The organism is Acinetobacter sp. YH12046, from assembly GCF_013419905.1.
In the GTDB taxonomy this organism is placed as follows: domain Bacteria; phylum Pseudomonadota; class Gammaproteobacteria; order Pseudomonadales; family Moraxellaceae; genus Acinetobacter.
On the sequence record NZ_VOZF01000019.1, the window covers coordinates 36298 to 54870 of the forward strand.

Genomic DNA, 18573 nt, shown 5'->3' on the forward strand with positions numbered 1-18573 from the left:
TGAATAAAATAATAAATACCTGAAAATTGCCGGCTCTTCCGGAATTAAGCATCTATCCGGGTTGAGCGTTGTGCCAGCCAGGTGGTCAGTTTCGGCCAGAATGTATTGGCTGTTTTCTGATTGGACATCAGTCCAAGATGACCACCCGGGATAAGAGTAAACGTCTTATCGGTACTACTTGTCAATTCCATCAAAGGTTTAGCTGACTGTTCTGTAACAATCTGATCGGTTTTCCCAGCCCCGACCAGTAAGGAACAGTTAATATTTTTTAGGTCAATCGTTCGGCCGTTTAAAGTCATTGAGCCATTTTTTAAAGGATTTTGCAGCCATAAGTGCAGCACCATGTCCTGATTGATTCCACCCGGATAATCAATCATCTTGTTCAAAAAATTGCCCATGGTGGCATGTTCATAGACATCTTCAACATTTTCCAGGTTCATCAAAAACTGCTTCTGGCTTTTAAACCAGCCAATCGGATCAAGGAGCTTAAATCCCAATGCATTGATGATGCCGGGCGAATGAATATATTCCTTAGGAATCAATCCTTGGTGAATCGCCTGTTGCAGGGTTTTATTTTTGGAAATGAGCTTGTTGGTGGTGCTAAAAAGCTTGCCAACGCGACCGGATGCATAACTGTCAATCGGGCTACCCAGTACAATCAGGTTTTTAACATGTTCAGGGGAATGTAGCGCAGTATAAAGCGTGACAAAAATTCCAGCCATACTCCAGCCATGCAAGGAAATAAACTGACTGCCTGAATGCGAGCAGATTCGTTCAATAGCCTGAGGAATCGCGCCGTCGATAAAAGACAGGAAATTCAAGTGACGGTGTTTATAACGGAAACGTTTCCATTCCACTAAATAGACATCAAAACCGCTATGCTGAAAATGCTTGACTAGTGAACGGTAAGGATACAGATCATAAATATCCATATTAATCGCAAGAGGGGCAACAAAGACTAACGGCTCACGGTACTTTTTTTCAGGCGCTGCATAATAGCGAATTTTGCAGAACTCAGTCGCAGCAATATATTCAAAGGGCGTTTTTTGCGAAAGAATCAGGGAAGACGAGTTAAATAACCGTGCATTCAGGTGTTTTAATTTTTTCTTCTGGCGTTGAATATTTTGTTTTAACTGAATCATGTAAATAATTTATCCGTATACAAAGGAGAATTGGTCGAAGTCTAAGCAATAATTGCTTATTATGCCTTGACCTGAAATAGCTTAGACGCTCAAAATGTTGGCAATTTTTTACAAAAGGCAGCCTTTGGGCTGAAGTAAAGTGATGAGCCAGCAAGACGATTTTAACTATCAATTAGAAACTTTAGCCATCCGTACCGGTCACACCCGCAGCTTCGAGGGTGAGCATGGTGAACCGATTTTTCTAACATCGTCATTTGTTTATGAAAATGCGGCTGAAGCCGCAGCGAAATTTTCAGGCCAGGAGCCGGGTAATATTTACTCTCGCTTTACTAATCCAACTGTTGCCATGTTTGAAAAGCGTCTGGCTGCCTTAGAAGGCGCAGAACGCGCTGTTGCGACCAGCTCTGGTATGGCTGCGATTATGGCAGTAGCGATGGCTTACCTGAAAGCAGGCGATCATGTCATCTGTTCACGCGCCGTATTTGGTTCAACAGTTTCTTTATTTGAAAAATACGTGGCTAAATTTGGTGTCGCAGTTGAGTTTGTCGATCTGACGGATCTGGATGCATGGAAAAATGCCATCAAGCCAGAAACCAAGTTACTTTTTGTTGAATCTCCGTCAAACCCACTGGCTGAAGTGGCAGATATTCAGGCTTTGGCAGATATTGCACATGCCAATGATGCATTGCTCGCGATTGACAACAGCTTCTGTACACCAGTGTTACAACAACCACTCAAATTTGGTGCAGACTTAGTCGTATATTCTGCGACTAAATATCTGGATGGCCAGGGTCGTGCACTCGGTGGCGCTGTGGCAGGTAACCACAAACTGCTTGAAGAAATTTTTGGTTATGTACGTACTACCGGTCCTTCTATGAGCCCGTTTAATGCCTGGGTATTCCTGAAAGGTCTAGAAACTTTACGTTTACGTATGCGTGAACATTCTGCCAATGCACAAAAACTGGCAGAATTCTTAAATGCACATCCGAAAGTAGAAAAAGTTTACTATGCAGGTTTGCCTGAGCATATCGGTCATGAACTGGCTGCAAAACAACAAACCGGTTTCGGTGGTATCGTATCTTTCGAAGTGAAAGGCGGTCGTGAAGGTGCCTGGAAAGTAATTGACAATACCCAGTTCATTTCAATCACCGGTAACCTGGGTGATGTGAAATCAACGATTACTCATCCGGCAACTACGACGCATGGTAAATTGTCTCCAGAAGCCAAAGCAGCAGCGGGTATTCGTGAAGGTTTAATTCGCGTTTCTGTTGGTTTGGAAGAGATTGATGATATTATTCGCGACATTACACGCGGTTTAGATCTAATCTAATTTTATAAATATATGTTCGGAGATCTTTATGAACATTAATATGTTGATGCAGCAAGCACAGCGCATGCAAAAAGAAGTCGAAAACAACATGAAAAAAGCCAAAGAAGAGCTTGCGCAAACTGAAGTGCATGCTGAGGCTGGTGGCGGTCTGGTGAAAGTTACCATGACTTGCCGCAATGTGGTGAAACGTATCGAAATCAATCCTGAACTGTTACAGGACGATCCAGATATGATCGAAGATCTGATTGCAGCAGCGATGAATGATGCAGCGCGTCAAGCAGAAGTGATCTCTGAAGAGAAAATGAAATCTGCAAACTCAGGTATGGGCTTACCACCTGGTCTGGCTGGTTTATTCTAAGGAAGTATGCGCAATGTTTAGTGATCGTTTTGATCAACTGGTTCAAGCATTACGCATTTTGCCAAGCGTTGGGCCGAAATCGGCCCAGCGTATGGCTTTGCATTTAATCATGAAAAATCGTGAAGGGGCGATCGGTCTGGCACATGCCTTGACTGAAGCAACCGATCACATTCATGAATGCTCAATCTGCCATTCATTGACAGAAGATGAAGTCTGTAATATCTGTACCTCACTTGAGCGTGATGATGAACTGCTTTGTGTCGTGGAATCACCGGCAGATGTCATGGCAATTGAACAAAGCGGCAGTTTCCGCGGTAAATATCATGTTCTGGGCGGCCATCTGTCACCTCTAGATGGAATCGGGCCTGAAGAAATCGGTATTCCCTATTTACTGCAACGCTTAAGTCAAGGACAGATCAAGGAAGTGATTCTGGCCACCAATGCGACTGTCGAAGGACAGGCAACTGCACATTATCTGGTTGAAGCCAGTAAACATTTACCTGTGCAAATGACGCGTATCGCTCAAGGGGTGCCTCAAGGCGGAGAACTGGAGTATGTCGATAGTCATACGTTGAGTCAGGCAGTGCATAACCGGATGCGAATTAAGTGAAATATTAATTATATTCTCTTAATATATAATATAAAAAATATATTAGTAAAAATATAAAATGTTTACTAGATAAGCTATATTCGAAAAATATGGAACAAAAAGTGTGATTTGGTTGTCACATTTTTATATAAAAATTCTATATATCGGGTAATATAGCTTCATCGAGCATCTAATTTTAGACTCAGTCTTTATGTTTCAATTTATTCAACATCAGCACGACTTAAATCATGTCCTGAACCTTATGGATCAAAATCCAGTCTATGGCTTGGATACAGAATTCATTAAGGTAGACACCTTGTGGCCAAAACTTGGTGTTTTTCAAATCAATGTCAATAACAAGGTCTACCTGCTGGATGGAACAACACTGGATCTGAGTGAATTTCTGAATAAGATTTTTAATGCTCAACAGAATATTTTCCATGCCTGTAGTGAAGATATTGACCTGATTTATCATTACACCCAGAAAAAAGCCCTGAGCAATGTCTTTGATACACAGGTCGGCATGTCATTCCTCGGACATGGTTTGCAGGTCAGCTATCAGAATGCCTTGAAACAGATGCTGGATGTCGATATTGAAAAAGATCAGACCCGCTCTAACTGGCTGGCACGACCTTTAAGTTCTGAACAGTTACTGTATGCAGCCAATGATGTGCATTATCTGGTGCAGTTGTCGGATAAAGTCAAACAGGATCTGGAAAGCAAATATCTGCTCGATTTCGCTCTTGAGGATTGCCGTTTTCTGACCCATGAAATTGGTGAAGAAACACCGACTGCCTTACTTTATCAGGATGTCGGTAATTATCGTCATTCACGCCGTCAATTAATGCAGTTGCAACAACTGGCTGTATGGCGTGAGCAGATTGCCAAGGCGTTGAATCAGCCGCGTAGTTTTATTCTGAAAAACTCGACCATGATTGATCTGGTAGAGAAATTCCCGCGCAATAATTTCCAGCTCAGTCAGATGAAAGACATCCGGGCGAATATTGTCCGTGAACATGGCAAGACCATTTTGGATCTGTTGAAATTCCTGCCTGACCAAGCCGACTGGCCATTACGTCTGGCACGCCCAATCCGCCATTCATCCAGAGAGATTGGCGAGAAGGTTGAAACAATGATCCAGAATATATCCAATGAAATCTCCGTACCGAAAGAAGTGCTGATGCGCAAGAAATGGCTGAATGCCTTATATCAGCATGTAGTATGTCATAAGGATGAACAGGATCTGCCAAACTACTTGCTCGGTTGGCGCTATGAGTTATTAACTCTGCCGCTAATTAAGGTATTGCATCAGGATGAGTCTTATCTGTCGACCCAGATGAAAGTGGTTGAGTGATTTTTACTGGATTGATTAAAGATAAAGCAATTATACAAAATCACGACTGATGCATTGGAGGCGGCTAATGTTTCTGTCGTTTTTTTGATGTATCCTTGCGATTGTTTTTTCAGAAAAGTCGTTTGAAACATGCAAGTGTCTATCTACAAATCTAGCAAAAAAGATGAAATGTATCTTTATGTGGCGCGTCCTGCAGATGAGAACGAAGCCGAAACATTTGAACCACTAGAGGTATTGGCTGAACCGGTACGTGTTGCTTTTGGTCGTGCGACTTTTGTCATGCATCTTGAATTGAGTGAATCGCGTAAACTGGCACGTGCCAATGTTTTACATGTGATGGATTCAATTTCTACTCGTGGTTTCTTCCTGCAAATGCCACCAGAAGGTTTGATTAACCCGAATGCGCCAGCGCCAGAAGGTCTTCGTGGGGCTTAAGCTCAGTTCAGGAGTTGTGAAATGAATGGTTTTGTAGCTGTATTGGACTCAATTCCTGACCAGAGTATTGCGTTTGCAGTGTATCTGCTGGGCAGTCTGATTGCGTTAGCCTGCTGGTATGGCGTGACCAAGCGCATGCCAAAGGCAATGGGCGGTTTTTTATGGTTGTTAGCCTTTGCCGTGCTATTAACCCCAACCGTTTCTGAAGGCAGTAATGCTTCAGTTGCACCTGCTATTTTCGGGCTGCTGTTTGGTATTCTGACCAAGGAATATGAACTCGTTTGGATTAATGCGTCACTTATTTTATTTGTCATTGGTATCGGGTCTGTGATTGGCTATTGCTGGTCGACCTATGCATCCAGTAAAACGGGTCTTGAGTCAAACAAGAAAAGTTCACCGCTGTAAATAGAAAAATAAGGTTCAATCATGTCTGCTGATATTCAACAATTCTCAGGTACGGATCAGTACATTGCCACTGACAGTTTAAAACTAGCTGTGAAAGCTGCGCGTAGTTTGCAAAAACCCTTGCTGGTTAAAGGTGAGCCGGGTACAGGTAAAACCTTGTTGGCTGAACAGGTGGCACAAAGCCTTGGACTGAAGCTGATTACCTGGCATATCAAATCAACGACCAAGGCACAGCAGGGCCTGTATGAATATGATGCGGTATCACGCTTACGTGATAGTCAGTTAGGTGATGATCGCGTTTATGACATCAAGAACTACATCAAGCCGGGTAAACTCTGGGAAGCATTTACCAGTGAAGAACGCTGTGTATTGCTGATTGATGAGATCGATAAAGCAGATATCGAGTTCCCAAATGACTTGCTACACGAACTCGACAAGATGTCTTTCTTCGTTTATGAAACGGGGGAAACCATTACTGCGACTCAGCGTCCGATTGTCATCATCACTTCAAATAACGAGAAAGAACTTCCAGATGCCTTCCTGCGCCGTTGTTTCTTCCACTATATCGAGTTTCCGGATGAAGCGACCATGCGTGAAATTATCGATGTACATTTTGAGAATATTTCAGCAACGCTGGTGAATGAAGCTCTGCAAGTCTTCTTCAAGTTACGTCAGATTCCAGGCTTGAAAAAACCACCTTCAACTTCAGAACTGATCGACTGGCTAAGCCTACTCATGGCAGATGATATGCCGGAAGACATTTTAAGAAATACCGACAAGTCCAAAGCGATTCCGCCTTTGTACGGCGCGCTGATCAAAAATGAGCAGGATGTACAACTGCTTGAACGTCTAGCCTTTATGTCGCGTCGCTAAGGGAGAAACACGCATGTTTGTGCGATTGTTTTATACCCTCAGAAAATATGGCGTACCAGTTTCCACCCGTGAGCTGATTGATCTGAATCAAGCGGTGGCGGCAGGCGTGATTTTTGCTGATCAGGGCGAGTTCTATCAGCTTGCTAAAACTGTGATGGTCAAAGACGAGCGCTACTTCGACAAGTTCGATCGCGCCATGAAAGATTACTTTGATGGTATCGCGACTTTTGATCTGGATGAACTGCTGAATCAGGTGCATAAACTACCCAAAGACTGGTTTGATCTGGAACTTCTGGAAAAGCACTTAACCCCTGAACAGCGTGAAGAACTGAAAAAAGCCGGATCGCTGGAAGAACTGATGAAAATGCTGGAAGAACGCTTGCGCGAACAGCATAAAAAACATCAGGGCGGGAATAAGATGATTGGTACTGGTGGCACATCGCCATTTGGTGCCTATGGTGATCATCCTGAAGGTGTGCGCATTGGCGGGCCGGGGCGTAAACGTTCCGCCGTCAAAGTCTGGGAACAGCGTCAATACCGTAATCTGGATGATGATCAGATTCTTGGTAGTCGTCAGATGCAGATGGCACTGCGCCGTTTGCGTAAGTTCGCTCGTCAGGGTGCGGCTGAAGAACTGGACATTGATAGTACTATTCGTGAAACCGCCAAACAGGGGATTCTGGATGTGCAATTGGTGCCGGAGCGTCGTAACCGTATTAAAGTACTAATGCTGTTTGATATCGGTGGATCAATGGATGCGCATATCGCTCAGTGTGAAAAACTGTTTAGCGCCGCTAAGACCGAATTTAAGACTCTGGAATATTTCTATTTCCATAATTGTCTATACGACTATGTCTGGAAAGATAATGTCCGTCGTTCCAGCTCGCGCATGAATACCTGGGATCTGTTCAATACCTATGGACGGGATTACCGGGTGATTGTAGTGGGTGATGCCAGCATGGCACCCTATGAGTTGAACTCCGTCGGTGGTTCGGTCGAATATATGAATGATGAGGCAGGACAGGTCTGGTTACAGCGTCTGCGTCAGCATTTTGATAAAACCGCTTGGCTCAATCCTGAAGAAGAAAAATACTGGCATTACACGCATACTATTGGCCTGATTAAGCAAATCTTTGAAGATCATATGTTTCCAATGACCTTAAAAGGTATTGAGGATATGACCAAATATCTGGCGCGTTGATTCCATTTATCTATAAGTGACTTTATCTATAGTTATTAGTGCTTTAAAACGAATTATTCTAGTATAAAGTCACTTGTTATACCTTATTCCAATAATCAGGAATTATTATGGCTCATCAAATTAATGGTATTGCGTTGCCCAATGAAGAGGGTTTCTTTGGTCAATATGGCGGTCAGTTCATTCCACCGGATCTAAAACAGGCCATGGATGACATCAATGTTGCCTATCAGGAAATCCGTCAAACTGAAGAATTTCAAAATGAATTAAAAGACCTGTTTGCTAACTATGTCGGCCGTCCTAGCCCTTTGTTTCATGCTAAACGCCTTTCTGACCAGTTAGGTGGAGCACAGATCTATTTAAAACGTGAAGACCTGAATCATACCGGTGCACATAAAATCAATCACTGCCTGGGTGAAGCACTGCTGGCGAAATATATGGGTAAAACCAAAGTCATTGCAGAAACCGGTGCAGGTCAGCATGGTGTAGCATTGGCTACTGCATGTGCTTTGGTGGGTATTCCATGTGAAATTCATATGGGCCAGGTGGATATCGAAAAAGAACATCCAAACGTCGTAAAGATGAAAATCTTGGGTGCTAAGCTGATTTCTGTGACGCGTGGTACTGCGACCCTTAAAGATGCAGTCGACAGTGCTTTTGAAGAATACTTGAAAGATCCGAAAAACTATATCTATGCGATTGGTTCGGTGGTAGGACCGCATCCATTCCCAATGATGGTGCGTGATTTCCAGTCCATTATTGGCGATGAAATCAAGGTTCAAACCAATGAACGCTTCGGTGCAAACCCAGACTTTGTGGTGGCATGTGTGGGTGGTGGTTCAAATGCCATGGGGGCATTCACGGCATTCCTGAATGATCCAGAAGTGAAACTGGTGGGGGTAGAGCCTGCAGGTCATGGCTTAAATACTGATAAGCATTCCGCAACGCTGACTTTGGGTAAACCAAGCCAGTTGCATGGTATGGCCTGTTATGTACTCGAAGATGAGCAGGGTGAGCCTTTACCTGTGCATTCGATTGCTTCTGGGCTGGATTATCCAGGCGTAGGGCCACAGCACAGCCTGCTGAAAGATCTAGGTCGTGTGGAATACACTACAGCAACAGATCAGGAGTGTCTGGATGCCTTTATGACCCTGTCACGCGTTGAGGGAATTGTGCCAGCATTAGAAAGTTCACATGCAGTGGCTTGGGCAATTCGTGAAGCGGGTAAACTGCCTAAAGAGACTAAGATTGTAGTGAATCTTTCAGGTCGTGGTGATAAAGACTCTGACTATGTCGCAGAGAAACTCGGTCTTTAATTTGATCTAATAATCAAAAAATCCCAGTCTTAAGGCTGGGATTTTTTATATCTAATCTGGTTTTGATATGACATTGTCATTTGTTTGTAATGACATTTTGAGTTTGAATCTTAATTTACGTATTTAACTAAGAAAGAATTTTAGCCTGAAATATACTGTTGTAACTGATCAATCAGCTTACGTTGATCTTCCATTGCAGCTTTGACCAAGTCACCAATCGAAATCAGGCCAATCAGTTTGTCATTTTCAACTACAGGTAAGTGGCGTAAATGGCGGTCAGTCATTAATGCTAAGCAGTCTTCAACAGAAGTTGCAGAAGTCACGGTTATGACTTTAGGTGTCATAATTTCATTGACCGTGGTATCAAAAGAGGTTCTTTGCATCAATGCGATTTTACGGGTGTAATCACGCTCTGACAAAATGCCGACCACACTGTCTTCGTGGGTAACGACCAGCGCCCCGATTCCTTTTTCTGCCATCAGGCTAATTGCTTCTAAAACTGTAGAGTCTGGACGGATGGTATAAACTGCCTGATGTACTTTATCACCGAGCACTTGTGCTACGTTGGTCATTCTATTGAGTCCTTTTTATCTAATTATTATTAGTCCTAGAGTATGTATCCAGCTGAACATCTCTAGGTGTCTATTTTATGTCTTTATAAATAACATGTTTTTAGGCAAAGTGCAGTCTTTGTTGTGAAAAAAACAGGTGACGCATCTGTGGAATGGATAATTTTAGTTTAGTGCCATTGCCGCTACATAAAGTAGGTGTCACGGCTAGTCGGGACAGTGTAGGTAACAAGTTGTTTTCGAAATCTTCCGGGTTGATTCTACGGGGTACATAACCTGGCCAATGTTCCTTGGCATAATTTTTGGCATCCAGAGAATTAAGCCAGAATGGAAAAATATAATCTTCCTGATCACGCATCATCGCCCAACCCTGATGATAGACGCCCCACAAAACGCCGCAATACATCATAGATTTGAGGATGGTCAGCCTCAAAAGAAAGTTTTTACAAATCGGGTCGTATTGAATAATTTTTCGCATTGTCGTTAAAATAAAGTGCTATTAGAGTTCAGCTCTATTCTAGAAAGTTCCAGTGAAATTACTGTTTCAGCTTTGCAAGCAATCGTAATAAATTATGTCTTAATTGCAGTATTTCGAAAAAATGGCATAAAAAAACGTCACCGAGGTGACGTTTCTTCAGGCTTGCATGGTGGCCATGTTCTGCCAGTATTGTGCTTTGAGTGAATCTCGTTCTACACGAAAACCCTGATAATACAGTTCAGCTAAAAAGAGAGCTGCTTTACCGTGACCGGCGCGCGCTGCATCTTCTAATTGTTTTACTGCATCGACAAAGTTCATTTGCGATTGAATGGTATTCACTGCATCTGCATACAGATGTTCCAAATCATGTTGAGAGATATTCTGCATAATATAAAAACTCCTTAATTTTAATTATGATTTCGGATAGACTTTTAAGTCTAAATACAAATATAACTTAGTATTATTAAACTAATATTACAGAATAATGGAAAAGTCAACTATATCAGCTTTCCTGTTTACTTAATTTATAGTTTGTACGATCAAACTATACACACTTGGAAGTTTGGTTGGTATAGATTTTAACAATAGAACAAAAGAAAAGGAGAACAACATGATGCAAAGAACTCTTGAAGGGCTCAGTTTTGATATGCCCCCAACAGCCAGTCAGATTACAGAATTGGCGCATGTACACCGTAAAAAACTGGATGAGGCAATTTATGACAAATATACCCATCTAGGTGATTACAGTCTGGCTCAACGTAAAGAAGTTTATGATTTTACCCGCGCTCTGGACGAAACCCAGCGTGCAGAGTTTTATAGTCACTATAATGATGAATTGGTCCGAATTGCAGATGAAGATCGACTGCATCCACCTGAAGCAGAAGCCGGCTTAAGCAAGTTTGCAATTTTACTGGTTTTAGGTCTGGTGGCTATGGTCATTGCCTGGAGTGTGTACGAATTGTTGAAATCCTAACCGATTTATAGTCATATCGAGATGTGTATTTATACTGGTCATTCAATCTTTGACTTGAACTTCATGGGGCCCAGCCATACACTAGCTGCAACTTGAGGTAGTGTATGGCTATAGATAGCAAAAAATTAAGCAATTTTCTGAATAAAATTAAGCTTGAACAAATTTATAATGCGGTTGTTATTTTTATTGTGGCATTAATTTTATGTCTGGCTACATTTGCCATTTATCGTCCACTGACGACTTCTCAATTTAATTTACTTCAGCAACTTGCAGAACAGCAGAGCTTACCCCAAACACAGGATATGGCTCAAACTTTGCTGCAACAGCAACGCATCCATCGCGGTCAATATCTTAAATTGATGCAGGCGTATCAACAGGAATCTCTACGGGCTCGTCAGCTTCCGCCGGTTTCTGTGGAGATGCCTTAGGTATTGGAATCGTATTCGGCAGTGGTGTAGAAGGATCTAACAGGTTCTGTTCCAATCGTAGTTTTAATGCTTCTTTATCTAATTCTTGACTTACCACGACCAGTGTCAAGCGTTCTGGATGCAGATGTTTGCGCACGGCATTTTGCACATCTGCTGCGGTAATTTTGGCTAGACGTTCTGGATAGCGTGATAGATAGTCGGCTTGCTCTGCATAAAAGCCCATCGTGCCTAACTGGGCATTGATCGTGGCATTGCTGCTGTAATTATTCGGAAATGCTCTTAACATCCCGGCCTTGGTTTCTTCCAGGCGCTTAGTATCAATTGGCTGATTTACAAAGTTGATAAAAGCTTGATGTGCGACCTGAATGCTATCCAGTAATTGATCTTGTCTAGTGGAATAACGGAAGCTAAATATACCGGGTGCCTGACTAAAGCTGAATGTACTATAGGCACCATAGGTATAGCCACGTTTTACCCTTAATTCCTGCATCAGTACTGCATTAAAGCCGCTACCACCAAACATGCGGTTGGCTACTTCCAGAGCAAGCCGATCTTCAGTAAAACGGTTTGGTCCTAAGTGGCCGAAGGTCACATGTGCTTGGGATGAGTTATAAGGCAAATGCACAATATCAAAACCCGATTTTTCCTCAGGATTAGCTAATGCAACTGCTTTGTGTCCTTGAGGCAAATTGCCTGCAATTCGTTCAGAAAGTCCCAGTGCCTGTTTAGGACTGAGTTTGCCGGTAATGGCAATATTCATGTTTTGTGCCACCAGAAACTGATCACGAAATTTTTTCAGTAAATCTGCTGTGATTTTTTTGGTACTGCCAATCGTGCCGGTAATGGGTTCGGCATAAGGGTGTTGGTCATACAATGCCCGATAAAACCGGATATCCATCAGTTTGCTTGGATTTTCCTGAAGCTGTTTTTGTCCTACTTGAGTATTGCTGAGTGCTAATTGAATACTGGAAGGCTTGAATGTAGCATTTTTGAGAACTTCCATCATCATGCCCAAAGCAGGTTCCATTTTCTTGGGATCTGACAAAGTTCGCAGGCGAACGACAAACATATCGCGATAAGCCTGTACGCTAAATTGTGCGCCTGTGGCATCAAAGACTGAAGCTACCTGTGCGGCCGTATATTTATCTGTTCCTTCGCGCATCAGTTTGGCTGCTGTGCTGGATAAGCCAAATAAACCTTTAACAATTTCCTGATCTCGTGCTGATCCGGCATTAAAGGTCAGTTGAATATCGACCATAGGTAAATCACGGGTTTCAACAAATAAAGTGCGAACTTTGTAGTGATTATTCAGGTCATGAATAAAAGGTGCTTGAAATGCCTGCTTTTGATTAATGTTTTTTAAACTTTGCAGGAGAGGGATCGCTTGTAACTGACTGGGATTATCATTCAGATCAGGTTGGGTATCTAAATAATTTTCTGCCCAAAGGCTTGAACTGAGGCTTAAGCTGGTTAAAAGGATAAGAGAGCGAACTTTAGACATTGTAATAACCATTATTGAGCTTTCTGTTCAGGCAAAAGGTAGAGCGTACTTAAATTTTCACGGACAAAATAGGCATTAGCAACCCGCTGAATGTCCTCTGCACGGACACTGTCATAATGCTGAGGCAGTTCATCCATCAGGCGGTAACTCAATCCGTTTACTTCAAGGTTTCCAATCATTTTGGCCTGTCCGCTCAGACTGTCCTGACTATAAATCAGATTTGAAATAAAGCGTGTGCTGATCCGTGCCAGTTCATACTCAGAAATAGCTTCAGTTTTTAATAAATCAATTTCTTTCTGGATGGCCGTTTGTGCTTCTGCCAAGTTAACGCCTGGAGCCGGAAGTGCGGAAATACCAAACAGGCTGTCTCCACGGTTATAAGGATCATAAGACACACTCACAGAAGTAAGCACTTTGCGGTCGCGAACCAGGCGATCCTGCAACCGAGAAGAAATTCCGCTATCCAGTAGGCTGCGGATAATGGTTAGGGCATAGGCATCTTGAGGATTCTTGGCGGTAGCCAAAGATTTTACATTCCATGTCATATACAGATTAGGCACCTGGACATTGCTCTCAATTTCCATATGACGATAGCCTAAGCGCTCAAACTCGAGTACGTCATTACGTGATGGTGTAGGACGCGCCGGAATATCGCCAAAATATTTCTGTACCTGAACGAGAGCTTCTTGAACGTCAACATCTCCGACAATCACCAGAATGGCATTATTCGGGCTATACCAGTCTCGATACCATTTTTTGACATCACTCAGCTGAATATTATTAAGCGTTTTCATGTGACCAATCACGGGCTGACGATAGTGACTGGTTGGATAACTGATCCATCTAAAGCGTTCAAATGCCTGGGCACGCGGATTATCATCAGTACGCTGACGCCGTTCTTCCATTACCACTTTAATTTCCGGATCAAAATCTTGCTGGCGTAACAATAGGTTGTTCATACGGTCAGATTCAAGTTCTAGCGCCATCGGAAAATAGGCTTTGGGATAGAGCTGATAATAGTTCGTGTAATTGGTAAAGGTTGCGGCATTAATACTGCCCCCATAAATCCGGCTCAGGCGGGTAAATTCATCATTGGGAACCTTGCTTGTGCCTTTAAACATCATATGTTCCAAAGCATGAGAGACACCGAGAATATTGCCGGACTCATCACTACTGCCGACTTTATACCAGATCTGTGTCATCACCATCGGGGAGCGATGATCTTCCCGGATAATGACTTTTAAGCCATTACCTAAATATGTTTCGATGGTGGTGCGGGATAATTCACTCTGGGTTGCGGCATGTACGGGGTTAAAACCGAAACTCAGGATGAGTACTGCGACTGGAGAAATCCGCTGTTTGATGATTCTGGATAAGGAGGAGATAGCAAAAAAAGATAGGGACACAAAGTCTTCCAATGAATAGATATTTGTATTTAGGATTATTTTTCAGAAATCTTGTATTGAAAGCAACCAAACACTGTTATTTTTTGGTTGTTTATTCATGGATTGGATTGCCCGCTCAAAACACTGCAAGTTATGCTAGAATTCAATTTTTTAACGCAATGCTTTTCAAGGATTCGGCATGCAACAGCAATCTAATGGGCAAAACAAATTTTTGATTGATGCTGATATCGGAGATGATGATGTCACATTACCGAGTTTACCTGCGGTTAATGTGCCGATTGTAGAAACACCAAGCACAATTGCTGAAGTTTCTGCACCTGTAGCGACAGAAGCTCAGGAAGAAGAACCTGCTACAAAAGGCGGTTTCTTTAGCCGTATGAAAGAGGGTTTAACCAAAACCCGTAAAAATCTTGCCGATGGGATGGTCAATATCCTGATTGGTGGCAAAGAAATTGACGATGAATTATTAGAAGAAGTTGAAGAACAGCTTTTGGTTGCAGATATCGGTGTTGATGCAACTAAAACAATTATTGCCAATTTGACTGAACGTACCGCACGCGGTGACCTGATTTATTCTCACTCGCTGTATAAAGCACTTCAGGAAGAACTGGTGGCTCTGCTGGCTCCGCGTGTTAAACCGCTGCATATCGATTCAAACAAAAATCCTTATGTAATTCTGGTCGTGGGTGTAAATGGTGTAGGTAAAACCACGACCATTGGCAAGCTCGCAAAACGTCTGCAAGGCGAAGGTAAAAAAGTCATGCTGGCTGCGGGTGATACTTTCCGTGCTGCTGCAACTGAGCAGTTACAGATCTGGGGTGAACGCAACAATATCGCCGTCGTAGCCCAAGGTCATGGTGCTGACTCTGCTTCAGTCATTTTTGATGCTTTTGAAAGTGCACGTGCCAAAGGTGTGGATGTTTTAATTGCAGATACTGCAGGCCGTCTGCATAACAAAGGTCATCTGATGCAGGAATTGACCAAAGTTAAACGTGTGATGCAGAAGATTGATGCGACTGCGCCACATGAAGTGATGCTGGTGGTGGATGCCGGTACAGGACAGAATGCCATTAATCAAGTTGAAATGTTTGATGAAGCAGTAGGTTTAACGGGTTTAACCATTACCAAGCTGGATGGTACTGCAAAAGGTGGTGTGCTGTTTAATATTGCCAGCCGTACCCATGTACCGATTCGCTTTATCGGTGTAGGTGAGAAAATTGATGACTTACGTCCATTCTCGGCAAAATCATTCGTTGCTGCATTGTTTGAAACTGAAAAATAATTAATGCGACTTGCGTCACATAAACTCCGCTAAATGCGGAGTTTTTTGTTTTTAAGGAGTTTGAATGCTCTAAAAAGCAGCATAAAAAAATAGCAAATCCTGCCTGCCTGAATAAACCCATTATAATTGTATGGGATTTTCCTGGTGATTGAAGTTCAGGCTATATGTAGAGGGTAGAAAATGGCATTACTCAATAAAATTGGGCAGGTATTAACAACTGACCTGACTAAGGATTTTAAATTTCCTAAAAAAAGTAAAGCAGTTGAAAATTTAGAATTCACTTTTGTTGAGAAATTAAAAAAGTGCCGTGGGACCTATCAGCTAGGTAAGCGTGTGCATTACAGTCAGGCTTATCTGACCGAGCTGATTCAGGAAGCTGTGCATAGTTGTCCTTCAGCCTATAATTCACAAAGTGCACGCATTATCGTGCTATTTGCCGATTCACATCATCAATTCTGGAACATTGTGAAAGATGTTCAATGCCAGCATGTGCCGGCATCGGTCTACGAGGGGATTAGAATCAAGCTGGATCAATGTGCAAATGCCTATGGTACGATTTTATTCTATGAAGATCAGCGCGCCATTCAATAATTACAGAAGAAAGTTCCATTTAGTGCTGATGATTTTCCACTATGGTCAGAGCAGACTTCCGGCATGGTACAATTTGCTGCGTGGACTGCGCTGGCAGATGCTGGTCTAGGTACTTCTTTGCAACATTATAATGCGCAGATCAATCACCCTGTAGCTGAGCATTTTAAGATTGATGAAAACTGGTTGCTACGTGCTCAGCTCTGTTTCGGTTCAATTGAAGAAGCAATAGAAGATAAAATTGAGTCTGTAAACCCAGACAGCTTCCAGGTATTTAGCTAAGACCTGTGATTCTTGAAATTAGTATGTGCTAAGGTGACTGATACAAAGGATCAACCTTAACATCTCTGAGAATGTTCTATAAATAAAACACATTGTTATCGAAATAAGACTGTTTTAGGCAGTGAAAATGCTTAAGATGATCTTATCGGTTTTAAATAATCAGAATAGAACGAGGTGAGATCATGGCATTCCTAGATCATATTAAAAAACGCCGTAGTATTTATGCCATTGGGAAAAATGTCAGCCTGGATCAGGCAGAAATTGAGAACATCATTAAAGAGGCGGTGAAACATAGTCCATCATCTTTTAACTCGCAATCCTCACGCGTGGTGATTTTGTTTGGTCAATCACATGATACTTTCTGGCATATTGTGCGTGAAACTTTACGCGACCTGGTGTCAGCAGATGCTTTTGAGGCTACCAATAGCAAAATAGATGGTTTTGCGGCAGGTTATGGAACTGCACTGTTTTATGAAGACCAGAATGTCATTAAAGGAATGCAAGAAAAATTTGCGCTGTATGCAGATAATTTCCCGATCTGGTCAGAGCATGCCAGCGGTATCGCTCAGTTTGCAACCTGGACAGCTTTGGCTGAACATAATGTTGGTGCATCACTACAGCATTACAATCCGATCATTGATGAAGAAGTGGCGCAAACTTTCAGTATTCCATCGAACTGGAAGCTTCGTGCTCAATTGGTATTTGGTTCAATCGAAGCCCCTCCAGGTGAAAAAACCTTTATGGATGATGCAGAACGATTTAAGACCTTTGCATAATCGATTTAGAGATGAGAAAGAAGTACTGTTAAGTACTTCTTTTTTTATGTGTGATATAGCAGAAATCAGAAGATAGATAGTCTGATAAATGCTGAGTAAAGTACTGTAGAGACAAAGCATTTGTCATAGAATTGTCATTTATACACGGCATAGTGCAATGAAAATTTTATATATTAACCAGAATGAGTGAGTGACATGGATTTACGTATCACAGCAGCTGTAGTTGCATTATTGAGCAGCACATCAGCTTTTTCAGCCGTGACATTAACCGTACCTGAAGAAATCAAGATAATCGCAGTGAATGATCAGGAAGTACGTTCAGGTCTATTACGCTCAGATCAAACTTATAAACTGGATGCTGGTACGAATGCGATTAGTGTTCGCTATACTGAATTTTTCCAGCACAATGACAATTCTCATGACATTTTAAAATCTGGCGTAGTAACTGTAAAAACTCCAGAACTTAAAGATGGTGAAGCTTATAAATTGGCTTTAATTAACGCGCCTAAAAATTTTGATGAAGCGAAAAAATATAAAGATCAGCCAATTATTGGTTTATATGATGCAAAAAATCAGCTTCTGGTTCAGCAGGCGGGAGCAAAAGATGCAGCGAAACCATTACTAGGGCAAAGCGTTTTAGGAAAATCTGTGGATTTGACAACGAATAAAGTAATAACTCCAACAAATCAGCCGGCAGCGGTCTACACTCAAACTGCAAGTACACCGAATATTGCTACTGCAAACGTTCAGGAAAATGCATCAGTTGGTCAGCTTGATCAGCAATTAATTCAGTTATGGAAGCAGGCATCTAAAGCTGAACGACAAAAATTTATGAATTGGCTTGGCGAGCAGGAAAATTAAAATTTATTGTTCAATATTAAAAGGGATCGTATGCAACGATCCCTTTTAATAAAAACTAAACCAGTCGAAATTCACATTTGCTTAAAATTTCAGGCCAAAAGTGACTGGAAAAAAGCATTAAAACTGCTAAAAATAGCAATTCAGATTAAAAAATAAACGTACAATGCGCTTTTTTGAATATTTTTAAGAAAAGCTCTTGCACTGGTTCGGAAACTGTATAGAATACGCAGCACACCAACGCAATGCATGAAACGAAACGTTAAGTGGTTGGGTTGGAGCTTAAAACTGACGAGGTTTTAAGTAAGATCATTAAGAGATTATGAAGAACAACTTGTGTGGATTTTTACTGGTTGATTGATCGAAATTATTTTCATTGATTGAATGGTAGAAATTACTCGAAGTTTATTTGAGAAATATTTGTCAGAAAAT

Annotated in this window: 20 protein-coding genes and 1 pseudogene; 15 read left to right on the forward strand and 6 right to left on the reverse strand. The window is 42.0% G+C overall.

What is annotated here, in order from left to right; all coding sequences use genetic code 11:
* Positions 1-44: 44 nt before the first annotated feature.
* A complete protein-coding gene (locus tag FTU03_RS11175; RefSeq protein ID WP_034171075.1) occupies positions 45-1142 on the reverse strand; it encodes an alpha/beta fold hydrolase in 1098 nt (365 codons plus the stop codon).
* Positions 1143-1284: 142 nt separating this feature from the next.
* Between FTU03_RS11175 and FTU03_RS11180 the strand changes: the two genes are divergently transcribed.
* The 9 genes from FTU03_RS11180 (at position 1285) to trpB (ending at position 9000) form a co-directional block, all read left to right on the forward strand.
* Complete coding sequence (locus FTU03_RS11180; protein ID WP_125279139.1) at positions 1285-2472, forward strand: O-succinylhomoserine sulfhydrylase; 1188 nt, start codon at positions 1285-1287, stop codon at positions 2470-2472.
* Between the two features lie 28 nt (positions 2473-2500).
* Positions 2501-2830 carry a YbaB/EbfC family nucleoid-associated protein gene (locus tag FTU03_RS11185; RefSeq protein WP_004783723.1) on the forward strand — a complete coding sequence of 110 codons (330 nt, stop codon included), beginning with the start codon at positions 2501-2503 and terminating at the stop codon, positions 2828-2830.
* Between the two features lie 13 nt (positions 2831-2843).
* Complete coding sequence (gene recR, locus FTU03_RS11190; RefSeq protein WP_125279141.1) at positions 2844-3440, forward strand: recombination mediator RecR; 597 nt, start codon at positions 2844-2846, stop codon at positions 3438-3440.
* 190 nt (positions 3441-3630) lie between these two features.
* A complete protein-coding gene (locus FTU03_RS11195; protein WP_179992997.1) occupies positions 3631-4773 on the forward strand; it encodes an HRDC domain-containing protein in 1143 nt (380 codons plus the stop codon).
* A 129-nt stretch (positions 4774-4902) separates the two neighbouring features.
* The gene (locus FTU03_RS11200) at positions 4903-5208 is read left to right on the forward strand and encodes a YcgL domain-containing protein (RefSeq protein ID WP_004783715.1); all 306 of its coding nucleotides are present in this window, start codon (positions 4903-4905) and stop codon (positions 5206-5208) included.
* Between the two features lie 21 nt (positions 5209-5229).
* Complete coding sequence (locus tag FTU03_RS11205; RefSeq protein ID WP_159124440.1) at positions 5230-5613, forward strand: hypothetical protein; 384 nt, start codon at positions 5230-5232, stop codon at positions 5611-5613.
* A gap of 21 nt (positions 5614-5634) precedes the next feature.
* Positions 5635-6486 carry a MoxR family ATPase gene (locus FTU03_RS11210; protein ID WP_104426039.1) on the forward strand — a complete coding sequence of 284 codons (852 nt, stop codon included), beginning with the start codon at positions 5635-5637 and terminating at the stop codon, positions 6484-6486.
* A 13-nt stretch (positions 6487-6499) separates the two neighbouring features.
* Positions 6500-7687, forward strand: a complete 1188-nt coding sequence (locus tag FTU03_RS11215) for a VWA domain-containing protein (protein WP_179992996.1) — start codon at positions 6500-6502, stop codon at positions 7685-7687.
* 107 nt (positions 7688-7794) lie between these two features.
* Positions 7795-9000, forward strand: coding sequence for a tryptophan synthase subunit beta (gene trpB, locus FTU03_RS11220; RefSeq protein WP_179992995.1), 1206 nt, complete (start codon positions 7795-7797; stop codon positions 8998-9000).
* Positions 9001-9140: 140 nt separating this feature from the next.
* On the opposite strand, the gene FTU03_RS11225 is transcribed toward trpB, so the two are convergent.
* The 3 genes from FTU03_RS11225 to FTU03_RS11235 all read right to left on the reverse strand — a co-directional run bounded on the left by FTU03_RS11225 (position 9141) and on the right by FTU03_RS11235 (position 10437).
* On the reverse strand, positions 9141-9572 hold the full coding sequence (locus FTU03_RS11225) for a CBS domain-containing protein (RefSeq protein WP_125279146.1): 432 nt from the start codon (positions 9570-9572) through the stop codon (positions 9141-9143).
* A 100-nt stretch (positions 9573-9672) separates the two neighbouring features.
* The gene (locus FTU03_RS11230; RefSeq protein WP_034171083.1) at positions 9673-10047 is read right to left on the reverse strand and encodes a DUF2750 domain-containing protein; all 375 of its coding nucleotides are present in this window, start codon (positions 10045-10047) and stop codon (positions 9673-9675) included.
* Between the two features lie 156 nt (positions 10048-10203).
* Positions 10204-10437 carry a hypothetical protein gene (locus FTU03_RS11235; RefSeq protein ID WP_034171084.1) on the reverse strand — a complete coding sequence of 78 codons (234 nt, stop codon included), beginning with the start codon at positions 10435-10437 and terminating at the stop codon, positions 10204-10206.
* 220 nt (positions 10438-10657) lie between these two features.
* Between FTU03_RS11235 and FTU03_RS11240 the strand changes: the two genes are divergently transcribed.
* Together FTU03_RS11240 and FTU03_RS11245 are read left to right on the forward strand one after the other, a co-directional pair.
* Positions 10658-11020: a hypothetical protein gene (locus FTU03_RS11240; RefSeq protein ID WP_081402667.1), complete on the forward strand. Its 363-nt coding sequence runs from the start codon at positions 10658-10660 to the stop codon at positions 11018-11020.
* Positions 11021-11124: 104 nt separating this feature from the next.
* A complete protein-coding gene (locus tag FTU03_RS11245; protein ID WP_179992994.1) occupies positions 11125-11448 on the forward strand; it encodes a hypothetical protein in 324 nt (107 codons plus the stop codon).
* Here the strand turns inward: FTU03_RS11245 and FTU03_RS11250 are convergent.
* Together FTU03_RS11250 and FTU03_RS11255 are read right to left on the reverse strand one after the other, a co-directional pair.
* The gene (locus FTU03_RS11250; protein ID WP_179992993.1) at positions 11372-12949 is read right to left on the reverse strand and encodes a pitrilysin family protein; all 1578 of its coding nucleotides are present in this window, start codon (positions 12947-12949) and stop codon (positions 11372-11374) included. The genes FTU03_RS11245 and FTU03_RS11250 overlap by 77 nt on opposite strands.
* Before the next feature lie 11 nt (positions 12950-12960).
* On the reverse strand, positions 12961-14301 hold the full coding sequence (locus FTU03_RS11255; RefSeq protein WP_373684503.1) for a M16 family metallopeptidase: 1341 nt from the start codon (positions 14299-14301) through the stop codon (positions 12961-12963).
* 232 nt (positions 14302-14533) lie between these two features.
* Here FTU03_RS11255 and ftsY point away from each other — a divergent pair, with 232 nt between their 5' ends.
* The 4 genes and pseudogenes from ftsY (at position 14534) to FTU03_RS11275 (ending at position 18144) form a co-directional block, all read left to right on the forward strand.
* Positions 14534-15637: a signal recognition particle-docking protein FtsY gene (gene ftsY, locus FTU03_RS11260; RefSeq protein ID WP_179992991.1), complete on the forward strand. Its 1104-nt coding sequence runs from the start codon at positions 14534-14536 to the stop codon at positions 15635-15637.
* A gap of 180 nt (positions 15638-15817) precedes the next feature.
* Positions 15818-16507 (forward strand): annotated as a pseudogene (locus FTU03_RS11265) (nitroreductase family protein).
* 182 nt (positions 16508-16689) lie between these two features.
* Positions 16690-17283 (forward strand): nitroreductase family protein, encoded by a 594-nt coding sequence (locus FTU03_RS11270; protein ID WP_179992990.1) that lies wholly within the window; start codon positions 16690-16692, stop codon positions 17281-17283.
* A gap of 195 nt (positions 17284-17478) precedes the next feature.
* Complete coding sequence (locus FTU03_RS11275; RefSeq protein ID WP_166134835.1) at positions 17479-18144, forward strand: DUF2057 domain-containing protein; 666 nt, start codon at positions 17479-17481, stop codon at positions 18142-18144.
* Positions 18145-18573 lie beyond the last annotated feature (429 nt).

Bases quoted from the DNA above. Each gene is read 5' to 3' on its own strand.
- FTU03_RS11175 (WP_034171075.1), bottom strand. From the start codon at position 1,142: ATGATTCAGTTAAAACAAAATATTCAACGCCAGAAGAAAAAATTAAAA.
- FTU03_RS11180 (WP_125279139.1), top strand. From the start codon at position 1,285: ATGAGCCAGCAAGACGATTTTAACTATCAATTAGAAACTTTAGCCATC.
- FTU03_RS11185 (WP_004783723.1), top strand. From the start codon at position 2,501: ATGAACATTAATATGTTGATGCAGCAAGCACAGCGCATGCAAAAAGAA.
- recR (WP_125279141.1), top strand. From the start codon at position 2,844: ATGTTTAGTGATCGTTTTGATCAACTGGTTCAAGCATTACGCATTTTG.
- FTU03_RS11195 (WP_179992997.1), top strand. From the start codon at position 3,631: ATGTTTCAATTTATTCAACATCAGCACGACTTAAATCATGTCCTGAAC.
- FTU03_RS11200 (WP_004783715.1), top strand. From the start codon at position 4,903: ATGCAAGTGTCTATCTACAAATCTAGCAAAAAAGATGAAATGTATCTT.
- FTU03_RS11205 (WP_159124440.1), top strand. From the start codon at position 5,230: ATGAATGGTTTTGTAGCTGTATTGGACTCAATTCCTGACCAGAGTATT.
- FTU03_RS11210 (WP_104426039.1), top strand. From the start codon at position 5,635: ATGTCTGCTGATATTCAACAATTCTCAGGTACGGATCAGTACATTGCC.
- FTU03_RS11215 (WP_179992996.1), top strand. From the start codon at position 6,500: ATGTTTGTGCGATTGTTTTATACCCTCAGAAAATATGGCGTACCAGTT.
- trpB (WP_179992995.1), top strand. From the start codon at position 7,795: ATGGCTCATCAAATTAATGGTATTGCGTTGCCCAATGAAGAGGGTTTC.
- FTU03_RS11225 (WP_125279146.1), bottom strand. From the start codon at position 9,572: ATGACCAACGTAGCACAAGTGCTCGGTGATAAAGTACATCAGGCAGTT.
- FTU03_RS11230 (WP_034171083.1), bottom strand. From the start codon at position 10,047: ATGCGAAAAATTATTCAATACGACCCGATTTGTAAAAACTTTCTTTTG.
- FTU03_RS11240 (WP_081402667.1), top strand. From the start codon at position 10,658: ATGATGCAAAGAACTCTTGAAGGGCTCAGTTTTGATATGCCCCCAACA.
- FTU03_RS11245 (WP_179992994.1), top strand. From the start codon at position 11,125: ATGGCTATAGATAGCAAAAAATTAAGCAATTTTCTGAATAAAATTAAG.
- FTU03_RS11250 (WP_179992993.1), bottom strand. From the start codon at position 12,949: ATGTCTAAAGTTCGCTCTCTTATCCTTTTAACCAGCTTAAGCCTCAGT.
- ftsY (WP_179992991.1), top strand. From the start codon at position 14,534: ATGCAACAGCAATCTAATGGGCAAAACAAATTTTTGATTGATGCTGAT.
- FTU03_RS11270 (WP_179992990.1), top strand. From the start codon at position 16,690: ATGGCATTCCTAGATCATATTAAAAAACGCCGTAGTATTTATGCCATT.
- FTU03_RS11275 (WP_166134835.1), top strand. From the start codon at position 17,479: ATGGATTTACGTATCACAGCAGCTGTAGTTGCATTATTGAGCAGCACA.